This window comes from Pseudoduganella sp. jia 9, assembly GCF_055502615.1.
Genome location: NZ_JBUPWE010000015.1, coordinates 127,797 through 152,675, shown reverse-complemented (window position 1 = coordinate 152,675; position 24,879 = coordinate 127,797). Strand labels below are relative to the sequence as shown.

Below are 24,879 nucleotides of genomic sequence, written 5' to 3'. Positions count from 1 at the left end.
GCGTGGCCAACGCTTTTCTGTGCTGGTCTCCCGGATTACATCGTTTCCGCGAACAGTTCGCGGCCGATCAGCATGCGGCGGATTTCGCTGGTGCCCGCGCCGATTTCGTAGAGCTTCGCGTCGCGCCACAACCGTCCCACCGGGTATTCGTTGATGTAGCCGTTGCCGCCCAGCGCCTGGATCGCCTCGCCGGCCATCCAGGTGGCTTTCTCCGCGCTGTACAGGATCGCGCCGGCCGCATCCTTGCGCAGCGCGCGCACCTGTTCCGGCGCCGCCGCACGGTCGCAGGCCTGGCCTACCGCGTACACATAGGCCTTGCAGGCCATCATGGTGGAATACATGTCCGCCAGTTTTCCCTGCATCAGCTGGAACTCGCCGATCGGCTGGCCGAACTGCTTGCGGTCGTGCACGTAAGGGACGACGACATCCATGCACGCCTGCATGATGCCCAGCGGCCCGCCGGACAGCACGGTGCGCTCGAAGTCCAGGCCGGACATCAGCACATTGACACCCTTGCCTTCGCCGCCCAGCACGTTCTCGGCAGGCACCTCGCAATCCTGGAAGACCAGTTCGCCGGTATGCGAGCCGCGCATGCCCAGCTTGTCGAGCTTCTGCGCGATCGAAAACCCTTTGAAACCTTTTTCGACCAGGAACGCGGTCATGCCGCGCGGCCCCGCCGCCAGGTCGGTTTTCGCGTAGACCACCAACGTATCCGCATCCGGGCCGTTGGTGATCCACATCTTCGTGCCGTTCAGTACGTAATGGTCGCCCTTGCGGTCGGCGCGCAGCTTCATGCTGACCACGTCCGACCCCGCGTTCGGCTCGGACATCGCCAGCGCGCCGATATGTTCGCCCGAGATCAGCTTCGGCAGGTACTTGCGCTTCTGCTCTTCATTGCCGTTGCGCTTGATCTGGTTGACGCACAGGTTCGAGTGGGCGCCGTAGGACAGCCCCACGGAAGCGGAAGCGCGCGAAATCTCTTCCATCGCCACGATATGGGCCAGGTAGCCCATGCCCGCGCCGCCGTATTCCTCGCCGACGGTAATGCCGAGCAAGCCGAGCTCGCCCAGCTTGCGCCACAGGTCCATCGGGAACTGGTCGGTGCGGTCGATGTCCGCTGCACGGGGGGCGATTTCCGCCGCGGCGAATTGCTGGACGGCTTCGCGCAAGGCGGCGATGTCTTCGCCATGGTCAAAGGTCAGGCCTGGGAGATGCAGCATGTCTTCCTCGTCTTCTCGAATAGGTTTAGCCAATGGCGCCCGGTGATGCTCAATTACACTCGGTGACGCTCATTTACGCTTATTGAAGCTTATTAGGCGCATTGACGCGCATTACGTTAACGTAAACGTAAAGCGCCGCGCAGGCAAGGGCCGTGTGGCCCTTCGAGCTCAGCCGTTTGCCCCCAGCTGTTCGCCATGTTCCTGCGCCGCCAGCAAACGCCGGCATTCGTCCTCGTGTGCGGCGATTTCCGCCAGCGACATCTCGATATCCTCGCGCTGCTGCTCCAGTGTTTCGCGGTGCTGGGCCAGCACCGTGAGGAAACGGTGCATCTGCGCCGCGGTATCCTTGGGCGTTTCATACATGTCGACCAGGCTCTTGATCTCGGAGAGCGACAGCCCGAGGCGCTTGCCGCGCAGCGTCAGTTTCAGCCGGGTGCGGTCGCGCGGCGTGTAGACCCGGTTGCGGCCGCCGGCGCCTTCGCGCGACGGCGCAAGAATGCCCTGGTCTTCATAGAAGCGGATGGCGCGCGGCGTGATGTCGAACTCGCGCGCCAGCTCGGTGATGGTATAGGTTGGCATGGCTTACAATAAGTGACTTCCGTTTACGTAACGTCAAAGCATCACGGACATTGTAGCGCACCGCCACTCTGGAGAATCATGAACCCGCTCGAAGCCCAGCTGCATTATCCATTCGGCGACACCGTGCCGGCGCCAGGCGACGCACTCGATATCGCACCGGGCATCCGCTGGCTGAGGCTGCCGCTGCCGTTCGCGCTGGACCACATCAACCTGTGGCTGCTCGACGACGCGGACGATACATATACCGTAATCGATTGCGGCGCCGCCACCGATGCCAGCCGCGCCGGGTGGGAAGACGTGATGGCGCGCCATTTCGGCGGCAAGCCGCTGGCCCGCGTGCTCGTTACCCATTGCCATCCCGATCATGTGGGGCTGGCCGACTGGCTGTGCACCCGCTGGGGCGCGCCGCTGGCGATGACGGCCGGGGAATACGGCTTCGCGCGGATGATGGCGGCCGCGCTGCCCGGCGTCGACGGCACCGGCGCGGTCGACCATTTCCGGCGCCACGGCCTGTCCGACCCGGACATGCTGGAGAAAATGCAGAGCCGCAAGAATTACTATCCGTCGCTGGTGCCGTCCGTGCCGCATGCCTATTTCCGGCTGGAGCATGGCCACGAGGTGGACATTGGCGGCCATGCCTGGCGCGTGATCACGGGGTTCGGTCACTCGCCCGAACACGCTTCGCTGTACTGCGCCGCGTTGAACGTGCTGGTTGCCGGCGACATGGTACTGCCGCGCATTTCCACCAACGTGTCCGTGTTCGCCATCGAGCCGGAGGGCAATCCGCTGCAGCAATACCTCGATTCGCTGGAGCGTTTCGCCGGCCTGCCGGACGATGTGCTGGTACTGCCCGCGCATGGCAAGCCGTTCCGCGGCCTGCATACCCGGATCGCGCAACTGCGCGACCACCATGCCGCGCGGCTGGAAGAAGTGGTGACGGCTTGCGCGCAGCCCTGCTCGGCCGCCGACATCGTCCCATTGATGTTCCGCCGTCCGCTGGACGCCCACATGCTCAGCTTCGCGCTCGGTGAAGCGCTCGCCCACCTCCACAAATTATGGCGAGATGGTATCGTGCGCCGTGAAACGGATAGTGGCGGCATCATACGTTTCCGCATTTGATACTGGCAAAGTAGCAGTCAAGCGGCAGTTCTCCTGGCTGGGTTTCCCGGGGATGGAATTGATTGGGGATGCGCATCAGGCACAACCCCGGCTTCGTGTTACTTCTGTAGTTGCATTAATCACAATTGATCTGTCTGTTGAGACAGACAAGGGCACCCGCCCCCATTGACGCCTCCTGCGATCGGTGCAATAAAGCAACATATTGCGCAAAATATTGCTTTAAAGGTAGTTTGAGGGCTGGAATCGGTGATTGATTGGAGGTTACAATGTTAATTGTATCCACCCCGATTTTGTCACAATTGGTCTGGCGGAACTTGAGACTGACATTCAGATTGTGACGTGAAATAGTGCAACTATGAATTCTTCGAATGAACGCGAGAGCTTCAGCCAGCGGCTCCAGCAGGCTTTAAAAAACGCCCACTACTCCCCTGATAGTCCGACACGGCTGGCGCGGGAATTCAACATCCGGTTCGAAGGGCGGCCGATCACCGTGCATGCGGCACGCAAATGGCTTGTCGGCGAGGCGATTCCCACGCAGGAAAAACTGCGGATGATTGCGCAGTGGCTGGGCGTGCCGGCGGAGTGGCTGCGCTTTGGCGGGCCGGAATCGGCAACGCCGGCCAGCGAAGGCGGCAATGGCTTGTCGCGTTTCGAGTCGGCGGACGTCAAGCTGATTGCGGATCTGCAGCGCCTGGATGAACACCACCGCCAGATCGCGCGCGAATTCATCCGCATGCTCGTGCGGGTCAATTACCAGAAATAAGCCGGCAGCGTGGCCGGGCAGGGGTGGGTCAGCCGCCCAGGCCGTTCCAGCGCGGTGCCGCGCCGTTTGCCCCCTCCAGGCCGATCAGGTCGAGGACGCGGGCCACCGTGTGATCGACCAGGTCGTCGATCGTCTGCGGCCGGTGATAAAAGGCTGGCAGCGGCGGAAAAACAATGCCCCCCATCTCCGTGACAGCCGTCATGTTGCGCAGGTGCGCCAGGTTGAACGGCGTCTCGCGCACCATCAGCACCAGCCGGCGGCGCTCTTTCAGCATCACATCCGCAGCGCGCGCGATCAGGTTGTCGGCGAGGCCATGGGCCACCGCGGCCAGCGTTTTCATGGAGCAGGGCGCGATCACCATCGCGTCGCTCAGGAACGATCCGCTGGCGATCGATGCTCCCACGTTGTGGGCCTTGTGCACGACATGCGCGAGCGCTTCCACGTCGCGCCGGGCCATGCCGGTTTCCTCGTGCAGGGTCAGCACCGCGGCGTCCGAAATCACCAGGTGAATCTCGACCTGGAAGGGCGCGGCGCCGGAAGGTGATGCGGGCGCGGAAAGCGCGCGCAGCGCCTGCAGCAGCCGCACGCCGTACACGGCGCCGGTGGCGCCCGTGATGGCGACGATGATCCGCCGCGCACGCCCGCTCATGGCGGCTTAGCCGTTATTGTCCAGCAGCTTCTTCAGTTCGCCCGACTCATACATCTCGCTCATGATGTCCGAACCGCCGACGAATTCGCCGCGCACGTACAGTTGCGGGATGGTCGGCCAGTTCGAGTATTCCTTGATGCCCTGGCGCACTTCGCCGTCTTCCAGCACGTTGACGGTGGCGATGTTCTCGACGCCGCAGGCCTTCAGGATCTGGATCGCGCGGCCGGAGAAGCCGCACTGCGGGAATTGCGCGGTGCCTTTCATGAACAGCACCACCGGGGTGCCGGTCACGGTTTCCTTGATCCACTGTTGTACGTCGCTCATAGCTGCCTCAATAAGAAAAATACGTTAATAGCGGCATTTTACAGGGATTCCCGTGCTTGCTGCAGTGGCGCGGCCGCGTGGCGGAAAGCGGCGGGGGCACCGTGCCGCGCCAGGCCCGTTGCGGTTGGCGTACCGGCGCCGCACTGTAGCTTTTTGTGCTGCGGTGCACAGTTGCCTCCGTGCTACCATATTCCGCTGGTAGCGCTAGCCAGGACAGGAGGATCGCGCGATGGAAGGGGACGGTGGCAACAAGCGGGTCAGGAAATTCAAGCTGGGCGCCGCCTGGCATCCCGAGCGCATCGAACGCTGGCTGGAAAGCCAGTCGGCCCAGGGACTGCACCTGGAATCGGTGGCGCCGTTCGGCATCTATACATTCCACGCCGACCTGCCCGAGCCGCATGACTACCGGATCGATTTCGCATCGACCAGGGAGATCGAAGATCCGCATTATGTGGAAGCACCCACCGCCGCCGGCTGGAAGCTGGCCGGCCACTCGATGAGCTGGATGCTGTGGCGTGCACCGAAGGGCGAGGCGCGCGACATCTTCTCGCATGCGCCAGCCCGGGTGAGTACCTATCGACGCCAGGCCGTTGCGATGCTGATCATCGCCGGCATCCAGGTGCCGCCGCTGGTCAGCGGCACGCTGGCGCTGCGCCAGCTCGACGAGCTGGCCTGGGCCAGCGTGCTGATCGTCTCTTCCGCCGTGATGTCGCTGGCGCTGTATGCGCTGGCCCGGGTGGCGGGGAGGCTGCTCAGCGTGAAGGACTCCTGAGCGCGGCACGGGAGGCCGCGCCTTCCCGTGCACGGGAGGCCGCGCCTTCCCGTGCACGGGAAGGCGCACAGGAACGTGCACTGCGGCGCGCGTTTCTCCGTCAGCCGCGCAGCTTGGCGAAGGCGGCCGCCATCGAACCGCCCAGCGCCGGTTCGCGCGCCGTGTTCTTCTGCTGCTGGCTCACGGCACGGCGGTCGTTGCGGCGCTCGTCACTGCTGCCGCCACGCTGTTCCGGACGGGAACCCGCCGCGGGTGCGCTGTCGGACAGGCGCATGGTAAGGGCGATGCGCTTGCGCTTCACATCCACTTCCAGCACCTTCACCTTGACCACCTGGCCGGCTTTCACGACCGTGTGGGGGTCTTTCACGAAGCTGTTCGACAGCGCCGAGATGTGCACCAGGCCATCCTGGTGCACGCCGATGTCGACGAAGGCGCCGAACGCGGCCACGTTGGTGACCACGCCTTCCAGGATCATGTCGGGCCGCAGGTCGGCGATTTCTTCCACGCCTTCCTTGAACGTGGCGGTGGTGAACTCGGGACGCGGATCGCGGCCCGGTTTTTCCAGTTCCTTCAGGATATCGGTCACCGTCGGCACACCGAATTTTTCATCGGCATACCTGGCCGGCGACAGCGTCTTCAGCACCGAGGACGCGCCGATCACGGACTTGATGTCCTTCTGGATGTCGGCCAGGATCTTTTCCACCACCGGATAGGATTCCGGGTGCACGGCGGAAGCATCGAGCGGGTTGTCGCTGTTCATCACGCGCAGGAAGCCCGCCGCCTGTTCGAACGTCTTGTCGCCCAGCCGCGGCACCTTCTTCAGTGCCGTGCGCGACGTGAATGCGCCCTTCAGGTCGCGGTAACTGACGATGCTCTGCGCCACACCGGCGGACAGGCCGGACACCCGCGCCAGCAGCGGCGCCGAGGCGGTGTTGACGTCCACGCCCACGGCGTTCACGCAATCCTCGACCACCGCATCCAGCGTGCGTGCCAGCTGGGTCTGGCTCACGTCGTGCTGGTATTGCCCCACGCCGATCGATTTCGGGTCGATTTTCACCAGTTCGGCCAGCGGGTCCTGCAGGCGGCGCGCGATCGACACCGCGCCGCGCAGCGACACATCCATGTCCGGCAATTCGCGCGAGGCGAATTCGGATGCCGAATAGACCGACGCGCCAGCCTCGGACACGACGATCTTCGTGAGCTTGAGCTCCTGATGCCGCTTGATCAGGTCCTGCGCCAGCTTGTCCGTCTCGCGCGACGCGGTGCCGTTGCCGATCGAGATCAGCGACACATTATGTTTCGCGGCGAGCTGGCCCAGCGTGTGCAGCGTGCCTTCCCAGTCGTTGCGCGGCTGGTGCGGATACACGGTGGCGGTATCGACCACCTTGCCGGTGGCGTCGACGACCGCCACCTTCACGCCGGTGCGCAGACCGGGATCGAGGCCCATCGTCGCGCGCGGGCCGGCCGGCGCGGCCAGCAGCAACGCCTTCAGGTTGGTGGCGAACACAGCGATCGCATCCAGCTCGGCTTTCTCACGCAACGCACCCATCAGTTCGGTTTCCAGATGCATGAAGCTTTTCACGCGCCAGGTCCAGCGCACGGTGTCGGCCAGCCATTTGTCGGCCGGGCGGCCGGCGGACTTGATGCCGAAGCGCGCGGCGATGCGGCTCTCGCAGGGATTGTGCGGCGCGTCCCATTTCGGCTTTTCCGCTTCGGTGTCGAGGCGCAGCGCAACGTCCAGCACGCCTTCGCGGCGGCCGCGCATCAGCGCCAGGGCACGGTGCGACGGCACGTTGGCGAGCGGTTCCGAGTAATCGAAGTAGTCGGCGAATTTTTCGCCTTCTTCCTGTTTTCCTTCGATAACTTTCGATTCCACCACGCCATGGTCCTGCACATATTCGCGCAATGCCTGCACCAGGTTCGCGTCTTCGGCGAAGCGCTCCATCAGGATCTGGCGGGCGCCGTCCAGTGCGGCTTTCGTATCGGCCACGCCCGGATTGTTGCCGTCCGGCGTCGTGAAGGCTTCGCGCAGGTAGCCGGCCGCCTCGGTATCGGGATTGAGCGTGGGATCGGCCAGCAGGCGCTCGGCCAGCGGCGCCAGGCCGGCTTCGATGGCGATCTGCGCCTTCGTGCGGCGTTTTTGCTTGTAGGGAAGATATAAGTCTTCCAGCCGGGTCTTGTCCTCGGCATGCAGGATGGCGTCCAGCAATTCCGGCGTCATCTTGTTCTGCTCGGTGATCGACGCGACGATGGCATTGCGGCGCTCTTCCAGCTCGCGCAGGTAGCGCAGGCGCTCTTCGAGCAGGCGCAGCTGGATATCGTCGAGGCCGCCGGTGGCTTCCTTGCGGTAGCGGGCGATGAAGGGGACGGTGGCGCCCTCGTCCAGCAGGGCGATCGCGGCGGCCACCTGGGCCGGCTTGGCGGCCAGCTCGACGGCCAGGCGTTGTTCGATGGAAGGCAGCATGTGTTTGGTTCTCAACAGACAAGCTTTTAATAATACATGACGCGCCCCTGCCATGGAGACGCCATATAAGTTGGAGGATAAGTTAGAACATAAGCAAACACAGGATGGCTGTTGGCGGATAATATTGCATGTTGCTGTTTTTGAACCGTCCTGAATACAACGATGCGACCAATGGATTTGACCCGCGACGAAGCTCCCGCAACTCCCGCTGCCCCCGCCTCTGCTCCCCCCAGCCCGCCGGCAACCCAGCTGCCGTACGCGGTCGCCATCTGGTTGCAGCGCGTCGACGCGGCTGCGCACCCGAAGGCGAAACTGGCCCCGGTCGATTCCGATCCGAAACAAACCAGCTACAAGCTGATCTACGTGCTCGCCCCGACCTCCGGCGGCCGCCATGTGGCGCTGGCCCTGTACAAGGCGCGGCTGCGTCCGAACGGCGACGTGGCCGCCGCCAGTCCCGTCAATGAGGTGTTTTCGCTGCTGTCCGCGCCGCCGCCGTTCCTGGAACCGGGCGACGAAGACCTGGTGCGCTTCTTCGTGGCCATGCGTACCGGCCCGAATTCGCCCACCGGCAGTGCGACGGAACCGCGCGGCAAGATCGGCGCGGCCTTGCTGCAGATGCTGTCCGAGCAAGAGAAATTGTTATGGGCAAATTCCTGGGCGGACGTCGGCAATGGCCTGGTGTATCCGATGAAGGCGGGCCAGGGGCGCACGGCCAACCTGGCCTGGCGCGAAGAGGGCAAGGGCTTGCGGCTGGGCTGGAAGGTGGAGGCGCCGGACAACGTGCCCGCCAGCGCGCGCCACGCCGGCGCCGACCAGATCGACTACATGCTGCCGACCGAACCGCCGTGGTATATCGACAACCTGTCGTGCGGCGTGCTGAACCTGAACCAGGGCGGGGCCGACATCCCGCTGGCCGAACTGCAGGCACTGGTTGCGCAGGCGCCATTGTTGATGCCGAACGACAAGATGCGCGTGTCGCAGCTGCTGCTGGCGCACGGCCTGCAGCAGCTGATGCCGCTGCCCCAGCCATTGCCGCAGCGCCTGCGCGAAGATGTCCGGCCGCGCCCGATCCTGGTGCTCGATGCGGCGCAACTGTCCGACGGCTCGGCGCAGAAGTGGCACGACTACGCGGTGCTGTCGTACGACTACGACGGCGAACGCGTGTCGTTCGATCCGTCGCAGCGGGTGGTGCGCCAGCGCGGCGAAGTCACCGAAATCATCGTCCGCAACGAGGCGCTTGAAAACGCGGCGCTGGACACGCTGACGCACCTGGGCTTCCGCAAGCCGACCGCCCTGCCGCTGTCATCCGTGCGCGGCGGCCTGCTGCTGGCCGGCCAGGCTGACTGGATCCGCTTTGCCGAATCGGGCATCGACGCGTTGCAGGCGGAAGGCTGGCAAGTCGAGAAGACGCCGAAATACCGCTATGACATGACGCCGGTCAACGAGTGGTATGCCGAAATCGAGGAAGAGGGCGCCGAAACGGGCCATGCGTGGTTCGAGCTGGAACTGGGCATTACCGTCGGCGACGAGCGCGTGCCGCTGCTGCCGGTGCTGGTGCAGATGATCCGCAACATGCCGAACGATTTCAGTGCCAAGGCGCTGTCGGTGCATGGCGAAACGGACCAGATGCTGGCAACGTTGCCCGGCGGCACCCGCGTGGCGCTGCCATGGGCGCGCCTGAAACCGATCCTGGGCACCCTGGGCGAGCTGTACTTCAACGACAAGATCCGCCATGCCGTACGCATGAGCACGCTGGACGCGGCGCGCCTGGACGAACTGGCCCGCACCGGCGACTTCCACTGGACGGGCGGCGAAGAGCTGCGCGACATGGGCCGCCGGCTGAACCAGTTCTCGTCGGTCAAGCGCGTGGAAACGCCGGCCAGCCTGCACGCCACGCTGCGCGACTACCAGACCGAGGGCCTGTCGTGGATGCAGTTCCTGCGCGAATACGGCCTGGCCGGCATCCTGGCCGACGACATGGGTCTCGGCAAGACGGTACAGACGCTGGCGCACATCCTGGTGGAAAAGGAATCGGGCCGGATGACGCATCCGACCCTGGTGATCGCCCCCACTTCGCTGATGGGCAACTGGCAGGACGAAACGGCCCGCTTTGCGCCCAGCCTGAAGGTGTTGTTGCTGCAGGGTAAGGATCGCGCCGAGCTGTTCGACAAGATCCCGGAGGCGGACCTGGTGCTGACCACCTATGCGCTGCTGCCGCGCGACGAGGAAAAACTGCGCGAGCACGATTTCCACATGGTGATCCTGGACGAGTCCCACTACATCAAGAACACCCGCTCGAAGGCGGCGCAAAGCGCCAGCCTGCTGCGCACCAAGCACCGGCTGTGCCTGTCCGGCACGCCGCTGGAAAACCACCTGGGCGAACTGTGGTCGCAGTTCCACTTCCTGCTGCCGGGCCTGCTGGGCGACGAGAAATCGTTCAACTCGCAATTCCGCCATCCGATCGAGCGGCAGGACGACCCGTTGCGCCGGATGTTGCTCAACCGTCGGATCAAGCCGTTCCTGCTGCGCCGTACCAAGGACAGCGTGGCCAAGGAATTGCCGCCGAAGACGGAAATGGTGCGCAAGGTCGAACTGACCGGTGCCCAGCGCGACCTGTACGAAACCGTGCGGCTGGCGATGGACCAGAAAGTGCGCGAGGAAATCGACCGCAAGGGCGTGGCGCGCAGCCAGATCGTGATCCTGGAGGCGCTGCTGAAGCTGCGCCAGGTCTGCTGCGATCCGCGGCTGGTGAAGTCGCTGTCCACCCGCAAGCAGCAGGCCGCCGGTTCCGCCAAGCTGGCCGACCTGATGCAGATGCTGGAGGACTTGCTGGAAGAGAAACGCAAGATCCTCGTGTTCTCGCAGTTCACGTCGATGCTGGAACTGATCCAGGAAGAGCTGGACTCGCGCGATATCCCGTATGCGCTGCTGACGGGCGAAACGCGCGACCGCGGCGCCCAGGTGGCCGCGTTCCAGCAGGGCGCCGTGCCGATTTTCCTGATCAGCCTGAAGGCGGGCGGCGTGGGCCTGAACCTGACCGCGGCCGATACGGTGATCCACTACGATCCATGGTGGAACCCGGCGGCCGAACAGCAGGCCACCGACCGTGCCTGGCGCATCGGGCAGGACAAGCCTGTCTTCGTCTATAAATTGATCGCCAAGGGCACGCTGGAAGAAAAAATCCAGGTGCTGCAGCAGAAGAAGGCCGACCTGGCGCAATCCGTGCTGGCCGAAGGCGAGTCGCAAAAGATGGCGTTGACGCAGGAAGACCTGCAGCAGATCTTTGCGCCGCTGGTGGATTGACGGGCGGCGCCATGGACAACGCCGACTACCGGCTGATGCTCGAGCACGGCACTGACATCCACTGGATGCTCGACTGTGCGACGGGACAGTTGCTGTACGTCAGCCCGGTTGCCACGCGGCGCTTCGACTGGCCGCCGGACCAGGTCCTGGTGCGCGCCCAGGCCATCGCCGCGCCGCTGCTGCACGACCTGCCGGAACGGCTGGAGCGCTTCCGGCGGGGCGACGACAGCCGGCGCACCGTGCTGCGCGAAGCGGAGCTGGAAGGCGTTGCCGTCGAGATCGAGTCCACGCTGGTGGATGAACACCGGCTGGTTGGCGTGGCGCGCGACATCACGGCGCGCCGCACGTTCGAGCACCAGCAGAAGAAATTCGCCTCGATGCTGTCGCATGAATTCCGCGCGCCGCTGGCGACGATCGATGGCGCCATCCAGCGCCTGGTGATGACGGACAAGGGCTCGGACGAAGGCACCACCAAGCGCTATCACAAGATCCAGACCGCGGCGGACCGGCTGCTTGCCATGGTCGACGAGTACCTGTCGCCCGAACGGCTGGCGGCGATCGGGCGGCCCCGGCGCGAGAACGGCATTGCGCCGGCGGCACTGATGGAGGCGGCCGCGGCGCAGGCGCGCACGCGGCGGTCGACGGTCATCGTGCAGGCTGGCGATGCGCCGGCCTGGGTGCGCGCCGACCCGGAAGGCATGCGCATGTGCCTCGACGTGGTGCTGGACAATGCCGTCAAGTACACCCCGGCCGATTCGCCGATCGTGCTATGGGCGGGCAAGGCTGCCGGTGGCGGGGTCGAATTCACCGTGGCCGACAGCGGTCCGGCGATCCCGGAACATGAAATCGGCCGGCTGTTCGACAAGGGTTACCGGGGCAGTGCCGCGGCGGGCGTTGCCGGGTCCGGCATCGGCCTGTACATGGCAAAAGCCGTGATCGAAGTGCACGGTGGTACCCTTAGCGTGCAAAACTTGCCTGAAAGCGGCAAGAAGTTCCGGATTTGGCTTCCGGTCGCCGTATAAACCTTGCGCCGTATCGTTACTCCCATGATAATTCTTTGAGTAGCGAAACAACACTTAATGGCTCTCGATGACGCAGATATTGATCGTGGAAGACAACCTGGAATACGCCGAAGAAATGGCGGATTACCTGGGGGAACTGGGACACGGTGTCAGCATAACGAACAATGCCGGCGAGATGTGGTCCGCGCTCAGCCAGGGCAATGTCGGCGTCGTCGTGCTCGACCTGGGTCTTCCCGATGAGGATGGTATCAATGTGATACCAAGGATGCGCCAATTGTACCCCCAGATCGGCCTGCTCGTGCTTACCGGACGCGTCAATTTCGACAGCCGCATCCTCGGCCTGCGCCTGGGCGCCGACCATTACCTGACGAAACCCATCAAATTCCCCGAGCTGGCGGCGCATATCGAGGCACTCGACCGCCGCGTCGGTCCGCAGGAAACCGCGCCGGCGCCCAGCAAGTGGACGCTGCGCCTGTCGGCCCGCCAGCTGGAACTGCAGGGCCAGGCCATCACGCTGACGGAAAAGGAATGCAACTTCCTGCATCTGCTGACGATCAACACGCGGCCGGTGCCACGGCAGGTGATCGTGGCCGGTATCGGCGGGGACGATCCCGATGCGGGCCGCCGCGTGGACATGCTGGTATACCGGCTGCGCAAGAAGGCGCGCACCGGGCTCGGCCAGGATCTGCCGCTGCGCAGCGCCTATGGCGAGGGGTACAGCCTGTCGACCAGCTTCAACCTGTCGTGAACGCGTAATCAGGGACAGAGTCGGCGGGAAATTTTGATTTTGTCAAACAATCAGGGACAGGGTCGTTGCGCCGGCGTATCATGGCGCTTTCAATCGCTTTGATGCCCCAGTATGGCCCGCCTGCCCCGTCTCATCGTTCCCTCCCAGCCCCATTACGTGATCCAGCGCGGCCTGAACGGCCAGAACGTCTTCCAGGACACGGACGATTACACGACCTTCCTCGCCTGGCTGCGCACCGCGGCCCGGACGTACAAGGTGGCCATTCACGCCTATGTACTGCTGCCGGACGGGTTGCATCTGCTGGCGACGCCCTCCGACGAGGACGGCCTGGGCCAGATGATGCAATGGCTGGGCCGCTGCTATGTGCCGTATTACAACCAGAAATACGGCCGCGCCGGCACGCTGTGGCACGGGCGCTACAAGACCTCGGTCGTCGATGCCGAGAATTTCCTGCTGACCTGCTGCCGCTACATGGAAGCGGCCCCGGTGCGTGCCGGCGTGGCGCCGGCCGCCGACGAGTATCCATGGTCCAGCTACGCCCACCATGCGGGCATGCGGGCGGACAATGTCGTCACCGACCACCCGGTCTACTGGTCTCTCGGCAATACGCCGTTCCAGCGCGAGGCGGCCTATATCGAACTGTCGGGCCAGTACTTGTCGGCTGCACAGATCGCCGTGGTCGAAGCCGCTGTCCTGAAAGGTTGGCCGCTGGGCACTGACCGGTACAAGAAGGAACTGGAGCAGAAGGCCAAGCGGCAAGTCCTGCCAGCCAAGCGAGGCCGGCCCTTCAAACAGCCGCCAACTGGTTGACATCCCAATATTTCCTAACAGCGGGGTCAGACCCCGAATTTGAGCAATATTTCCTAGATCCGGGGTCAGACCCCAGTTTTTGGCAATATTTACTGTTTGGAACGTGCTATTGCTCTGCGCGAGCAATCTTTTTTCATGTATCTTACTCTGTCCCTAATTAAAATTTTGCGCAAAATTAGTGCAATTAATTGGACTCCGACCCTAATTAATTAAGTTGAGTTTACTTGTGCGATGCACTATTCTCGGTTTTCAATTTGCAAAACCGGAGCCATGCGTACCCGCCACGGTAGGTGTTCACGGCTTCCAGCTTCGGAGAATGCCCATGAACGCGCAAGGTTTGTACGACCCAGCCAACGAACACGATGCCTGCGGTGTCGGCTTCGTAGCCCATATCAAAGGCCAGAAAAGCCATTCCATCATCGAACAGGGTCTGCAGATCCTGAAGAACATCGACCACCGCGGCGCCGTGGGTGCCGACAAGCTGATGGGCGACGGCGCGGGCATCCTGATCCAGATTCCGGACCAGTTCTACCGCGACGAAATGGGCAAGCAGGGCGTGGAACTGCCGCCGCCGGGTGAATATGGCGTGGGCATGGTGTTCCTGCCGAAGGAAAGCGCCTCGCGCATCGCCTGCGAACAGGAAATCGAGCGCGCCGTGCGCATCGAAGGCCAGGTCGTGCTGGGCTGGCGCAACGTGCCGGTCGATACGGAAATGCCGATGTCGCCGCTGGTGCGTGCGAAAGAGCCGGTGATCCGCCAGATCTTCATCGGCCGCGGCGCGGACATCATGGTGACCGATGCGCTGGAGCGCAAGCTGTACGTGATTCGCAAGTCGTCTGGCCACGCGATCCAGGCGCTGAAGCTGCAGCACGGTAACGAATTCTTCGTGCCGTCGATGTCGGCCCGTACCGTCGTCTACAAGGGCCTGCTGCTGGCCGACCAGGTGGGCGTGTACTACCGCGACCTGCAGGATCCGCGCTGCATCTCCGCGCTGGCACTGGTGCACCAGCGCTTCTCCACGAACACCTTCCCGGAATGGCCGCTGGCCCACCCGTACCGCCTGATCGCCCACAACGGCGAGATCAACACGGTCAAGGGCAACTTCAACTGGATGCGCGCCCGCGAAGGCGTGATGAAGTCCGCCGTGCTGGGCGACGACCTGCAGAAGCTGTTCCCGCTGATCTATGAAGGCCAGTCGGACACCGCCTGCTTCGACAACGCGCTGGAACTGCTGCTGATGGCGGGCTACCCGCTGGCGCAGGCCATGATGATGATGATCCCGGAAGCGTGGGAAAACCACACGCTGATGGACGACAACCGCAAGGCGTTCTACGAATACCACGCCGCGATGATGGAGCCGTGGGACGGCCCCGCCGCGATGGCGTTCACCGACGGCCGCTATATCGGCGGCACGCTGGACCGCAATGGCCTGCGCCCTGCGCGTTATATCGTCACGGACGACGACCTGGTGGTGATGGCATCCGAATCGGGCGTGCTGCCGATCCCGGAATCGAAGATCATCCAGAAATGGCGCCTGCAGCCGGGCAAGATGTTCCTGATCGACCTGGAAGCCGGCCGCATCATCGACGACAAGGAACTGAAGGATACGTACGCCAACGCCAAGCCGTACAAGGCGTGGATCAACGCGGTCCGTATCAAGCTGAACAGCCTGAAACTGGCTGAGAGCCAGCTGTCACACAACGCCGCCAAGTACACGGCCCAGGGCGAGAAGCTGCCGGCATCGCTGCTGGACCGCCAGCAAGCCTTCGGCTACACCCAGGAAGACCTGCGCTTCCTGCTGGCGCCGATGGCCGTCGCCGGCGAGGAAGCCACCGGCTCGATGGGCAATGACTCGCCGCTGGCCGTCATGTCCAACAAACTGAAGCCGCTGTATAACTACTTCAAGCAGCTGTTCGCCCAGGTGACGAACCCGCCGATCGACCCGATCCGCGAAGCGATGGTGATGTCGCTGGTATCGTTCATCGGCCCGAAACCGAACCTGCTGGACACCAACAACGTCAACCCGCCGATGCGCCTCGAAGTGTCGCAGCCGGTGCTGTCGTTCGACGACATGGCGCGCCTGCGCCACATCAGCGGCCACACGGGCGGCAAATTCAAGTCGTACGAGCTGTCGATCTGCTATCCGCTGGCATGGGGCAAGGAAGGCGTCGAGGCGTCGCTGGCATCGCTGTGCGCGGAAGCCGTCGATGCGATCAAGTCCGGCCACAACATCCTGATCGTGTCCGACCGCGCCGTGTGCGCCGACCGCGTGGCGATCCCGGCACTGCTGGCAACGTCCGCGATCCACCAGCACCTGGTCAGCAAGGGCCTGCGCGCCTCGACCGGCCTGGTCGTGGAAACCGGTTCGGCCCGCGAAACGCACCACTTCGCGCTGCTGGCGGGCTACGGCGCCGAAGCCGTGCACCCGTACCTGGCGATGGAAACGCTGGCCGAGCTGGCCCACGCGATGCCGGGCGACCTGACGCCGGAAACCGCGCTGTACAACTACACGAAAGCCGTCGGCAAGGGCCTGATGAAGGTGATGTCGAAGATGGGCATCTCCACCTACATGTCGTACTGCGGCGCGCAGATCTTCGAAGCCGTGGGCCTGAACAAGGCAGTGGTGAACAAGTACTTCAAGGGCACCGCGTCGAACGTGGAAGGTATCGGCCTGTTCGAGATCGCCGACGAAGCGCTGCGCCTGCATAACCTTGCCTTCGGCAACGACCCGGTGCTGGCCGAATCGCTGGACGCCGGCGGCGAATATGCCTACCGCGTGCGCGGCGAAGACCACCTGTGGACGCCGGACGCGATCGCCAAGCTGCAGCACTCGACCCGCGCGAACAACTTCAACACCTATAAAGAATACGCGCAGATCATCAACGACCAGAGCCGCCGTCACCTGACGCTGCGCGGCCTGTTCGAATTCAAGATCGATCCGTCGAAAGCCATCCCGCTGGAAGAAGTCGAGCCGGCCAAGGAAATCGTCAAGCGTTTCGCCACCGGCGCCATGTCGATGGGTTCCATCTCCACCGAGGCGCACGCCACGCTGGCGATCGCCATGAACCGCATCGGCGGCAAGTCGAACACCGGCGAAGGCGGCGAAGATCCGAACCGCTTCAAGGCCGAGCTGAAAGGCATTCCGATCAAGCAGGGCGCGACGATGGCCGACGTCATCGGCAAGGACCAGGTCGTGGTCGACATTCCGCTGCTGGAAGGCGACTCGCTGCGCTCGAAGATCAAGCAGGTGGCGTCCGGCCGCTTCGGCGTCACGGCGGAATACCTGAACTCCGCGGACCAGATCCAGATCAAGATGGCGCAGGGCGCCAAGCCGGGCGAAGGCGGCCAGCTGCCGGGCCACAAGGTGTCGGGCTATATCGCCACGCTGCGTTTCGCGGTGCCGGGCGTCGGCCTGATCTCGCCGCCGCCGCACCACGACATCTACTCGATCGAAGACCTGGCGCAGCTGATCCACGACCTGAAGAACGTCAACCCGCGCGCATCGATCTCGGTGAAGCTGGTGTCGGAAGTGGGTATCGGCACCGTCGCCGCCGGCGTTTCGAAAGCCAAGGCGGACCACGTGGTGGTGGCCGGCCATGACGGCGGTACCGGTGCCTCCCCGCTGTCGTCGGTGAAGCACGCCGGCACGCCGTGGGAGCTGGGTCTCGCAGAGACCCAGCAAACCCTGGTGCTGAACGGCCTGCGCAACCGGATCCGCGTGCAGGCCGACGGCCAGATGCGTACCGGCCGCGATGTGGTCATCGCCGCGCTGCTGGGCGCCGACGAAATCGGCTTTGCCACGGCACCGCTGGTCGTCGAAGGCTGCATCATGATGCGCAAGTGCCACCTGAACACCTGCCCGGTGGGCGTGGCCACGCAGGACCCGGTGCTGCGCGCCAAGTTCCAGGGCAAGCCGGAACACGTGGTGAACTACTTCTTCTTCGTTGCCGAGGAAGCGCGTCAACTGATGGCGCAGCTGGGCATCCGCACGTACGATGAACTGATCGGCCGTTCCGACCTGCTCGACAAGTCGAAGGCGATCTCGCACTGGAAGGCGCAGGGCCTGGACTTCTCCGCCATCTTCTACCAGCCGCGCGTCAACGAAGGCCTGTGCATGTACCACAACGAGGAGCAGGAACACGGCCTCGAGAACGCACTGGATCACAAGCTGATCGCGCAAGCCAAGGCCGCGCTGGAGAAGGGCGAGCGCGTCTCGTTCATCTCGCCGGTGAAGAACCGCAACCGTACCGTGGGCACGATGCTGTCGGGCGAAGTGGCGGCGCGCTACGGCCACGCCGGCCTGCCGGACGACACGATCCACATCCAGCTGCAGGGTACCGCCGGCCAGTCGGCCTGCGCCTTCCTGGCGCATGGCATCACGATCGACCTGGTGGGCGAGGGTAACGACTACGTGGGCAAGGGCCTGTCGGGCGGCCGCATCATCGTGCGTCCGAACACCGAGTTCCGCGGCTGGGCCGTCAACAACATCATCATCGGCAACACGGTGCTGTACGGCGCGATCGCCGGCGAAGCATTCTTCAACGGCGTGGCCGGCGAGCGTTTCGCGGTGCGTAACTCGGGTGCCACGGCGGTTGTCGAAGGCACGGGCGACCACGGTTGCGAATACATGACCGGCGGTACGGTGGTCGTGCTGGGCCACACGGGCCGCAACTTCGCGGCGGGCATGTCGGGCGGTATCGCCTACGTGTACGACCCGGACGGCGATTTCGAGAAGCGCTGCAACCTGTCGATGGTCAGCCTGGAAGAAGTGCTGCCGGCCGCCGATCACGACGACAAAGCGACCTGGCACGCCCAGCATCGCAACGGCACGCCGGAATCGGACGAAGCGATCCTGAAGCGCCTGATCGAACGCCACTTCAAGCACACGGGCAGCACGCGCGCCCGCCTGCTGCTGGATAACTGGGCCGAAAGCCGTGGCAAGTTCGTGAAAGTGTTCCCGAACGAATACAAGCGCGCTCTGGTCGAACTGGCGGATAACGCCTCGATCGAAGCTGAAACCCAGGCCATCGCCGCGTAATCGCGCCAATCAGTTAGGAATTAGAGAAAATGGGAAAAATCACCGGTTTCATGGAATTCCAGCGCCAGGACGAAAGCTACCTGGCCCCGGAATCGCGCCTGAAGAACTACAAGGAGTTCGTGCTCAAGCTGACGGACGAGCAGGCCAAGGTGCAGGGCGCACGCTGCATGGATTGCGGCATCCCGTTCTGCAACACGGGCTGCCCGGTCAACAACATCATCCCCGACTGGAACGACCTGGTGTACCGCCACCACTACCGCCAGGCGCTGGACGTGCTGCACTCGACCAACAACTTCCCGGAGTTCACCGGCCGTATCTGCCCGGCGCCGTGCGAAAGCGCCTGCACGCTGGGCATCAACAACGACCCGGTGGGCATCAAGTCGATCGAGCACAAGATCATCGACGAAGGCTGGGAACACGGCTGGGTCAAGCCGCAGCCGGCCGACCACAAGACGGGCAAGAAAGTGGCCATCATCGGTTCCGGTCCTGCCGGCCTGGCGGCCGCCCAGCAGCTGGCGCGCGCCGGCCATGACGTGACCGTGTTCGAGAAATCGGACCGCGCCGGCGGCCTGCTGCGCTACGGGATCCCCGACTTCAAGCTGGAAAAGTTCCACATCGACCGCCGCATCGAACAGATGGAAGCGGAAGGCGTGAAGTTCCGCATGAACACGCTGGTGGGCAAGGATTTCCCCGCCAACGTGAACAACTGGGCCAAGGAAACCATCTTCCCGGAAGACCTGGAAAAGGAGTTCGACGCCGTGGTGATCGCCGGTGGCGCGGAACAGCCGCGTGACCTGCCGGTGCCGGGCCGCGAACTGAAGGGTGTCCACTTCGCGATGGACTTCCTGCCGCTGCAGAACAAGGTCAACGCCGGCGACAAGGTGAAAGACCAGATCAAGGCCACCGGCAAGCACGTGGTCGTGATCGGTGGCGGCGATACGGGTTCCGACTGCGTGGGCACGTCGAACCGCCACGGCGCCGCGGCCATCACGCAGTTCGAACTGATGCCGATGCCGCCGGAACAGGAAAACAAGCCGCTGGTGTGGCCGTACTGGCCGACCAAGCTGCGCACCTCGTCGTCGCACGAAGAAGGTTGCGAGCGCGACTGGGCGGTGGCCACCAAGCGCCTGGAAGGCAAGAACGGCAAAGTCGAGAAGCTGGTCGCCTGCCGCGTCGAGTGGAAAGACGGCAAGATGGCCGAAGTGCCGGATTCGGAATTCGAGATGAAGGCCGACCTGGTGCTGCTGGCGATGGGCTTTGTCTCGCCGGTGCAACAGGTGCTGGAAGCCTTCGGCATCGAAAAAGACGGCCGCGGCAATGCCCGCGCCGCCACCGAGGGCAGCAATGCCTACGTCACCAGCAAGCCCGGCATCTTCGCCGCCGGCGACATCCGCCGCGGCCAGTCGCTGGTCGTGTGGGCCATCCGCGAAGGCCGCCAGTGCGCCCGCGCGGTGGACGAGTACCTGATGGGCCACTCCGTCCTGCCACGCTGATCCCAGCGATACCCCGAAAAGCCCGCCCGAACCCTCCGGCGGGCTTTTTGTTGTAAAAATTCGGGGACTGTCCCCGAATTTTTACAACAGTTGTCATGTTGCCTTGCACAAAATTAACACCGTTTGCCAAATGTAAATTACTGACTCGACGGTTATTAGTGTTGTACTATTCATTACTTAACCTGAGCCATATAAGCCTCTCTCATAGGGGTCTCAGCAGAGTCAGAGCTTTCTGCCTTACAATATGGCATTAAAAATAAAGATCGTCTGCCGTGGCAAACCTCGTTGAAATCCGTGACCTGCACTTCTCGTATGGGAAGCGCCCCATTCTGGCGGGGCTTCACATGGACTTCCAGAAAGGGAAGGTCATTGCGGTCATGGGCGGATCCGGCAGCGGCAAGACCACGGTATTGCGCCTGATCGGCGGGCAGATCCGGCCAAGCAAGGGCCAGGTCAGCGTGGATGGCCAGCTTGTCCACAAGCTGAAGACAACAGAACTGTATTTGTTGCGCCGCAAAATGGGCATGCTGTTCCAGCATGGCGCCTTGTTTACCGATCTCACCGTGTTTGAAAACGTGGCATTCCCGCTGCGCGAGCATACCGACCTGCCGGAAGAGCTGATCCGCGACCTCGTGCTGATGAAGCTGAACGCCGTTGGCCTGCGCAATGCGGCGCCGCTGAAGCCGGGCGAGATTTCCGGCGGCATGGCGCGCCGGGTGGCGCTGGCCCGCTGCATCGCGCTCGACCCGCAACTGATCATGTACGACGAGCCGTTCGCCGGCCTCGACCCGATTTCGATGGGCGTGACCGCGAACCTGATCCGCAACCTGAACGACGCGCTCGGCTCCACCAGCATCCTGGTGTCGCACGACGTGAAGGAATCGTTCACGATTGCCGACTACGTGTATTTCCTGTCGCAGGGCAAGATCGTGGCCCACGGGACGCCCGCTGAAATGATGGTATCGACCGACCCCTACGTGAAACAGTTCGTCCATGCCGAGGCGGACGGCCCGGTGCCGTTCCACTATCCCGGCAAGTCGCTGGCCGACGACCTCGGCCTGGGAGTGCGCAAATGATCGGCCGCCGCGTTCTTGCCGGTGTCGGCAATACCGTGCGCGATTACGTGGAAAGCGTCGGCTATGCCACGCGCACGTTCTTCACGATGCTGGGCCTGTCGCCGGGCATGATGCGCCGGCCCCATCTCGTGATCGAGCAACTGCACTTCATCGGCAATTATTCGCTGCTGATCATCACGCTGTCCGGCCTGTTCGTCGGCATGGTGCTGGGTTTGCAGGGGTACTACACACTGAACAAGTATGGCGCTTCCGAATCGCTGGGCCTGCTGGTAGCGCTGGGGCTGACGCGCGAACTCGGTCCCGTCATCACGGGCCTGCTGTTCGCGGGCCGCGCCGGCACGTCGCTGACGGCCGAGATCGGCCTGATGAAGGCCGGCGAACAGTTGTCGGCGATGGAAATGATGGCCGTGAATCCGATCCAGCGCGTGCTGGCACCGCGTTTCTGGGCCGGCGTGATCGCCGTGCCGCTGCTGGCGTCGATCTTTTCGGCGGTCGGCATCCTGGGTGGTTACCTGGTCGGCGTCGGCCTGATCGGCGTGGACGCTGGTGCGTTCTGGTCGCAGATGCAGGGCGGCGTCGACTTGTGGAAAGACGTGTTCAACGGCTTCATCAAGAGCGTGGTGTTCGGCATCGCGATTACCTTCATCGCGCTGTACCAGGGCTACGAGACGCGGCCGACGCCCGAAGACGTGGCCGGTGCGACCACCCGCACGGTGGTGGTGTCGTCGCTGATGATCTGGTGGCTCGACTTCATGCTGACGGCGCTGATGTTCAGCAAGTGATGTCCAGCAAGTGATGCGCAAATAAGTGCTTCGTGGGAATGCCCGGCGCGGTTACGGAAAAAAAGATAGGATAAGTAAAAATGCAACGCAAATCTCTGGATGTGTGGGTTGGCCTGTTCGTCGTGTTCGGCGTGGCCGCGCTGATGTTCCTGGCCTTGAAGGCCGGCAACAGCAGCACGTTCTCGCTCGCGAAGACCTATGAAATCACCGCGAAGTTCGACAATATCGGCAGCCTGCGTCCGCAGGCGGCCGTGAAGGCGTCGGGCGTGGTGGTGGGGCGCGTGGCGCAAATCTCGTTCGACGACAAGTCGTACAAGGCAGCCGTGACGCTGGAGATGGATTCGACGTACAAGTTCCCGAAAGACAGCTCGGCCAAGATCCTCACGGCCGGGCTGCTGGGCGAGCAATATGTCGGTATCGAGGCCGGTGGCGATGAAAACAACCTGGCCCAGGGCGACAAGATCGCCCGTACGCAATCCGCAGCGGTGCTGGAAGACCTGATCAACCAATTCATCTACAGCAAGGCCGCTGAAGGAAAGGATTAAAACCGATGCGCCGTCAAACCTCCGTTTTGCCGATGTTGGCTGTACTGGCCGCCACGGCCGTGTTGTCCGGTTGCGCCGTTGGCCCGGACAAGCGTGATCCGATGGAAAACTGGAACCGCGCCGTCTTCAATTTTAACGACAAGGTCGATACCTATGCGCTGAAACCGGTAGCCACCGGCTACAAGAACGTCACGCCGTCGTTCGTGCAGACCGGCGTCAACAATTTCTTCGGCAACCTGCAGGACCTGTGGACCGGCGGGAATAATTTGCTGCAAGGTAAGGGCGGCGATGCCGTGTCCGACATTGGCCGCTTTGCGCTGAACTCCACGTTCGGCGTGCTGGGCCTGTTCGACATCGCCTCCGAAGCCGGCCTGCGCAAGCACAAGGAAGATTTCGGCCAGACGCTGGGCCGCTGGGGCGTGCAGTCGGGACCGTACGTGATGCTGCCGCTGCTGGGTCCGTCGACCTTGCGCGACACCGTCGGCCTGCCGCTGGACATCGTGGCCGATCCGTGGTCGTACAAGGATCCCACGCACGTCCGCACGATCGGCGGCGTGGTCCGCGTGATCGACCAGCGCGCGGCGCTGCTCGACGCGTCGAGCCTGCTGGAAGATGCCGCGCTGGACCGCTACGAGTTCATCCGCGACGGTTTCCTGCAGCGCCGCCAGAGCCAGGTGTATGACGGCGACGTGCCGGAAACCAAGGCGGAAGAAAACGTGCCCGAACAGCCTGCCGTGAACCCGACCGGCGACGGTACGGCGCAGCCGGCAACGTAACGGACCGTAACGCACGGTAAGGGACAGTAACGGCCGGGAGCGGCTTGGCCACCCGGCCGTTATAATGGCGCACCGGCCGGACGTTGAACCGGCCTGTGACTGTCGTGTAACCAATATCGGTACAACCAACCTGGGTAAAACCACATGAAACTGATCAAGCAACTGCTCGCCGTCGCCACGATCGCGTTTGCCACCACTGGCTTCGCCTCGGCGCAGAACGCGAACGAAGCGCCGGACCAACTGGTCAAGCGCATCAGCTCGGAAGTGCTGAACACCGCCAAGAGCGACAAGGAAATTCAGGCCGGCAACACCCGCAAGGTGATGGACCTGGTGGAAACCAAGATCCTGCCGTACGTGGATTTCGAGCGCATGACCGCGCTGGCCGCCGGCCGCTACTGGCGTGAAGCCACGCCGGAACAGAAGCGCGCGCTGTCGACCGAATTCCGCACGCTGCTGATCTACACGTATTCCGGCGCCCTGTCGCAGGTGCGTAACGAGACGATCGAGTTCAAGCCGCTGCGCGCCGACGCCACCGACACCGAAGTGGAAGTGCGTTCCCAGGTCAACATGACCCGCGGCGAACCGGTGCTGCTGAACTACCGCGTGGCGAAGACGCCGGCCGGCTGGAAGATCTACGACATCAACGTGCTGGGCGCCTGGCTGGTGGAAACCTACAAGGGCACCTTCAACACCGAGATCAGCAAGGGCGGCATCGATGGCCTGATCAAGACGCTGGCCGCGAAGAACAAGCAGCTGGCAAGCAAGCCGCTGGCTACCGCGAAGAAGTAATCCCATCGGGCCGGATCGACTCTGGCCCGTTTTTCTCATCAAACCTGTACCGGATGCCATGAACGACGCCGCCAACAACATGCTGTCCCTGACCGCATTGACTGTCGATAACGCCACGGCGGCGCTGGAACACGGCCTCGCGGCGCTGCAGGCCGGCCAGAGCCAGTTCGACATGCGCAACGTGGTGGCCGTCGATTCGGCCGCCGTGTCGGTGATGCTGGCGTGGCAGCGCGCCGCCCACGCGGCCGGCATCACGCTGCGCCTCGTGAACCTGCCGCCGATGCTGCAAAGCCTGACCAAGCTGTATGGCGTCTGCTCCCTCGTCTCGCCGGAAGCCTGCACGGCTGCCGAACTGCATCACCATTGACCCCCGCCTTCTTCCTCTCCGCTGTATTTCCGCCGGCCCGGGCGTGATCGGGTCGAAATTCCAATATAATTGACCGTTGCTCTTGCCAGGATGGCGCGAGCGCCCGCATGAACGTGGCCGATGCAGGCCGATGCGGGTCCGATGCGCGGGTCCCGGGGGCTGTAAAGCAGCGGCGCGGCCCGCAGGTTCGACCCAGGCGCGGACCGCCAGCGTAACGGTCGGCGTTGCACAGAATACAAA

20 protein-coding genes are annotated in these 24,879 nt (G+C 63.6%); 15 read left to right on the top strand and 5 right to left on the bottom strand.

The window, feature by feature from the left end:
* Positions 1 to 35 precede the first annotated feature (35 nt).
* Together ACY34H_RS21040 and ACY34H_RS21035 are read right to left on the bottom strand one after the other, a co-directional pair.
* A complete protein-coding gene (locus tag ACY34H_RS21040; RefSeq protein WP_464979409.1) occupies positions 36 to 1,220 on the bottom strand; it encodes an isovaleryl-CoA dehydrogenase in 1,185 nt (394 codons plus the stop codon).
* Between the two features lie 168 nt (positions 1,221 to 1,388).
* On the bottom strand, positions 1,389 to 1,799 hold the full coding sequence (locus ACY34H_RS21035; protein ID WP_464979408.1) for a MerR family transcriptional regulator: 411 nt from the start codon (positions 1,797 to 1,799) through the stop codon (positions 1,389 to 1,391).
* Positions 1,800 to 1,877: 78 nt separating this feature from the next.
* Here ACY34H_RS21035 and ACY34H_RS21030 point away from each other — a divergent pair, with 78 nt between their 5' ends.
* Positions 1,878 to 2,918 (top strand): MBL fold metallo-hydrolase, encoded by a 1,041-nt coding sequence (locus ACY34H_RS21030; protein ID WP_464979407.1) that lies wholly within the window; start codon positions 1,878 to 1,880, stop codon positions 2,916 to 2,918.
* 355 nt (positions 2,919 to 3,273) lie between these two features.
* The gene (locus ACY34H_RS21025; RefSeq protein WP_464979406.1) at positions 3,274 to 3,681 is read left to right on the top strand and encodes a hypothetical protein; all 408 of its coding nucleotides are present in this window, start codon (positions 3,274 to 3,276) and stop codon (positions 3,679 to 3,681) included.
* A gap of 28 nt (positions 3,682 to 3,709) precedes the next feature.
* On the opposite strand, the gene ACY34H_RS21020 is transcribed toward ACY34H_RS21025, so the two are convergent.
* Positions 3,710 to 4,330: a UbiX family flavin prenyltransferase gene (locus ACY34H_RS21020; protein WP_464979405.1), complete on the bottom strand. Its 621-nt coding sequence runs from the start codon at positions 4,328 to 4,330 to the stop codon at positions 3,710 to 3,712.
* Between the two features lie 6 nt (positions 4,331 to 4,336).
* Positions 4,337 to 4,654 (bottom strand): Grx4 family monothiol glutaredoxin, encoded by a 318-nt coding sequence (gene grxD, locus ACY34H_RS21015; RefSeq protein WP_464979404.1) that lies wholly within the window; start codon positions 4,652 to 4,654, stop codon positions 4,337 to 4,339.
* A gap of 229 nt (positions 4,655 to 4,883) precedes the next feature.
* Between grxD and ACY34H_RS21010 the strand changes: the two genes are divergently transcribed.
* Entirely contained in the window at positions 4,884 to 5,426 is a 543-nt protein-coding gene (locus ACY34H_RS21010) for a DUF2812 domain-containing protein (protein ID WP_464979403.1), read from the top strand.
* Positions 5,427 to 5,526: 100 nt separating this feature from the next.
* Here ACY34H_RS21010 and ACY34H_RS21005 read toward each other — a convergent pair whose 3' ends face one another.
* On the bottom strand, positions 5,527 to 7,890 hold the full coding sequence (locus ACY34H_RS21005; protein ID WP_464979402.1) for a Tex family protein: 2,364 nt from the start codon (positions 7,888 to 7,890) through the stop codon (positions 5,527 to 5,529).
* A gap of 171 nt (positions 7,891 to 8,061) precedes the next feature.
* Here ACY34H_RS21005 and ACY34H_RS21000 point away from each other — a divergent pair, with 171 nt between their 5' ends.
* From ACY34H_RS21000 to ACY34H_RS20945, 12 genes are all read left to right on the top strand, one after another.
* Positions 8,062 to 11,193 carry a DEAD/DEAH box helicase gene (locus ACY34H_RS21000; protein WP_464979401.1) on the top strand — a complete coding sequence of 1,044 codons (3,132 nt, stop codon included), beginning with the start codon at positions 8,062 to 8,064 and terminating at the stop codon, positions 11,191 to 11,193.
* Between the two features lie 11 nt (positions 11,194 to 11,204).
* Positions 11,205 to 12,215 (top strand): PAS domain-containing sensor histidine kinase, encoded by a 1,011-nt coding sequence (locus tag ACY34H_RS20995; RefSeq protein WP_464979400.1) that lies wholly within the window; start codon positions 11,205 to 11,207, stop codon positions 12,213 to 12,215.
* Between the two features lie 67 nt (positions 12,216 to 12,282).
* Positions 12,283 to 12,963, top strand: coding sequence for a response regulator transcription factor (locus tag ACY34H_RS20990; RefSeq protein WP_137315264.1), 681 nt, complete (start codon positions 12,283 to 12,285; stop codon positions 12,961 to 12,963).
* A 111-nt stretch (positions 12,964 to 13,074) separates the two neighbouring features.
* Complete coding sequence (locus tag ACY34H_RS20985; protein WP_464979399.1) at positions 13,075 to 13,773, top strand: transposase; 699 nt, start codon at positions 13,075 to 13,077, stop codon at positions 13,771 to 13,773.
* 322 nt (positions 13,774 to 14,095) lie between these two features.
* On the top strand, positions 14,096 to 18,811 hold the full coding sequence (locus ACY34H_RS20980; RefSeq protein WP_464979398.1) for a glutamate synthase-related protein: 4,716 nt from the start codon (positions 14,096 to 14,098) through the stop codon (positions 18,809 to 18,811).
* Positions 18,812 to 18,840: 29 nt separating this feature from the next.
* Positions 18,841 to 20,304, top strand: a complete 1,464-nt coding sequence (locus ACY34H_RS20975) for a glutamate synthase subunit beta (protein ID WP_131148610.1) — start codon at positions 18,841 to 18,843, stop codon at positions 20,302 to 20,304.
* Between the two features lie 272 nt (positions 20,305 to 20,576).
* Positions 20,577 to 21,380: an ABC transporter ATP-binding protein gene (locus ACY34H_RS20970; RefSeq protein WP_464979397.1), complete on the top strand. Its 804-nt coding sequence runs from the start codon at positions 20,577 to 20,579 to the stop codon at positions 21,378 to 21,380.
* Positions 21,377 to 22,162, top strand: coding sequence for a lipid asymmetry maintenance ABC transporter permease subunit MlaE (mlaE, locus tag ACY34H_RS20965; RefSeq protein ID WP_464979396.1), 786 nt, complete (start codon positions 21,377 to 21,379; stop codon positions 22,160 to 22,162). Before ACY34H_RS20970 ends, mlaE begins: the two co-directional genes overlap by 4 nt.
* A gap of 80 nt (positions 22,163 to 22,242) precedes the next feature.
* Positions 22,243 to 22,707: an outer membrane lipid asymmetry maintenance protein MlaD gene (gene mlaD / locus ACY34H_RS20960; protein WP_464979395.1), complete on the top strand. Its 465-nt coding sequence runs from the start codon at positions 22,243 to 22,245 to the stop codon at positions 22,705 to 22,707.
* A 32-nt stretch (positions 22,708 to 22,739) separates the two neighbouring features.
* Positions 22,740 to 23,483, top strand: a complete 744-nt coding sequence (locus tag ACY34H_RS20955; protein WP_464979394.1) for an MlaA family lipoprotein — start codon at positions 22,740 to 22,742, stop codon at positions 23,481 to 23,483.
* A 144-nt stretch (positions 23,484 to 23,627) separates the two neighbouring features.
* On the top strand, positions 23,628 to 24,272 hold the full coding sequence (locus tag ACY34H_RS20950) for an MlaC/ttg2D family ABC transporter substrate-binding protein (protein ID WP_464979393.1): 645 nt from the start codon (positions 23,628 to 23,630) through the stop codon (positions 24,270 to 24,272).
* 58 nt (positions 24,273 to 24,330) lie between these two features.
* Positions 24,331 to 24,639: an STAS domain-containing protein gene (locus tag ACY34H_RS20945; RefSeq protein ID WP_464979392.1), complete on the top strand. Its 309-nt coding sequence runs from the start codon at positions 24,331 to 24,333 to the stop codon at positions 24,637 to 24,639.
* The last annotated feature ends 240 nt before the right edge of the window (positions 24,640 to 24,879 follow it).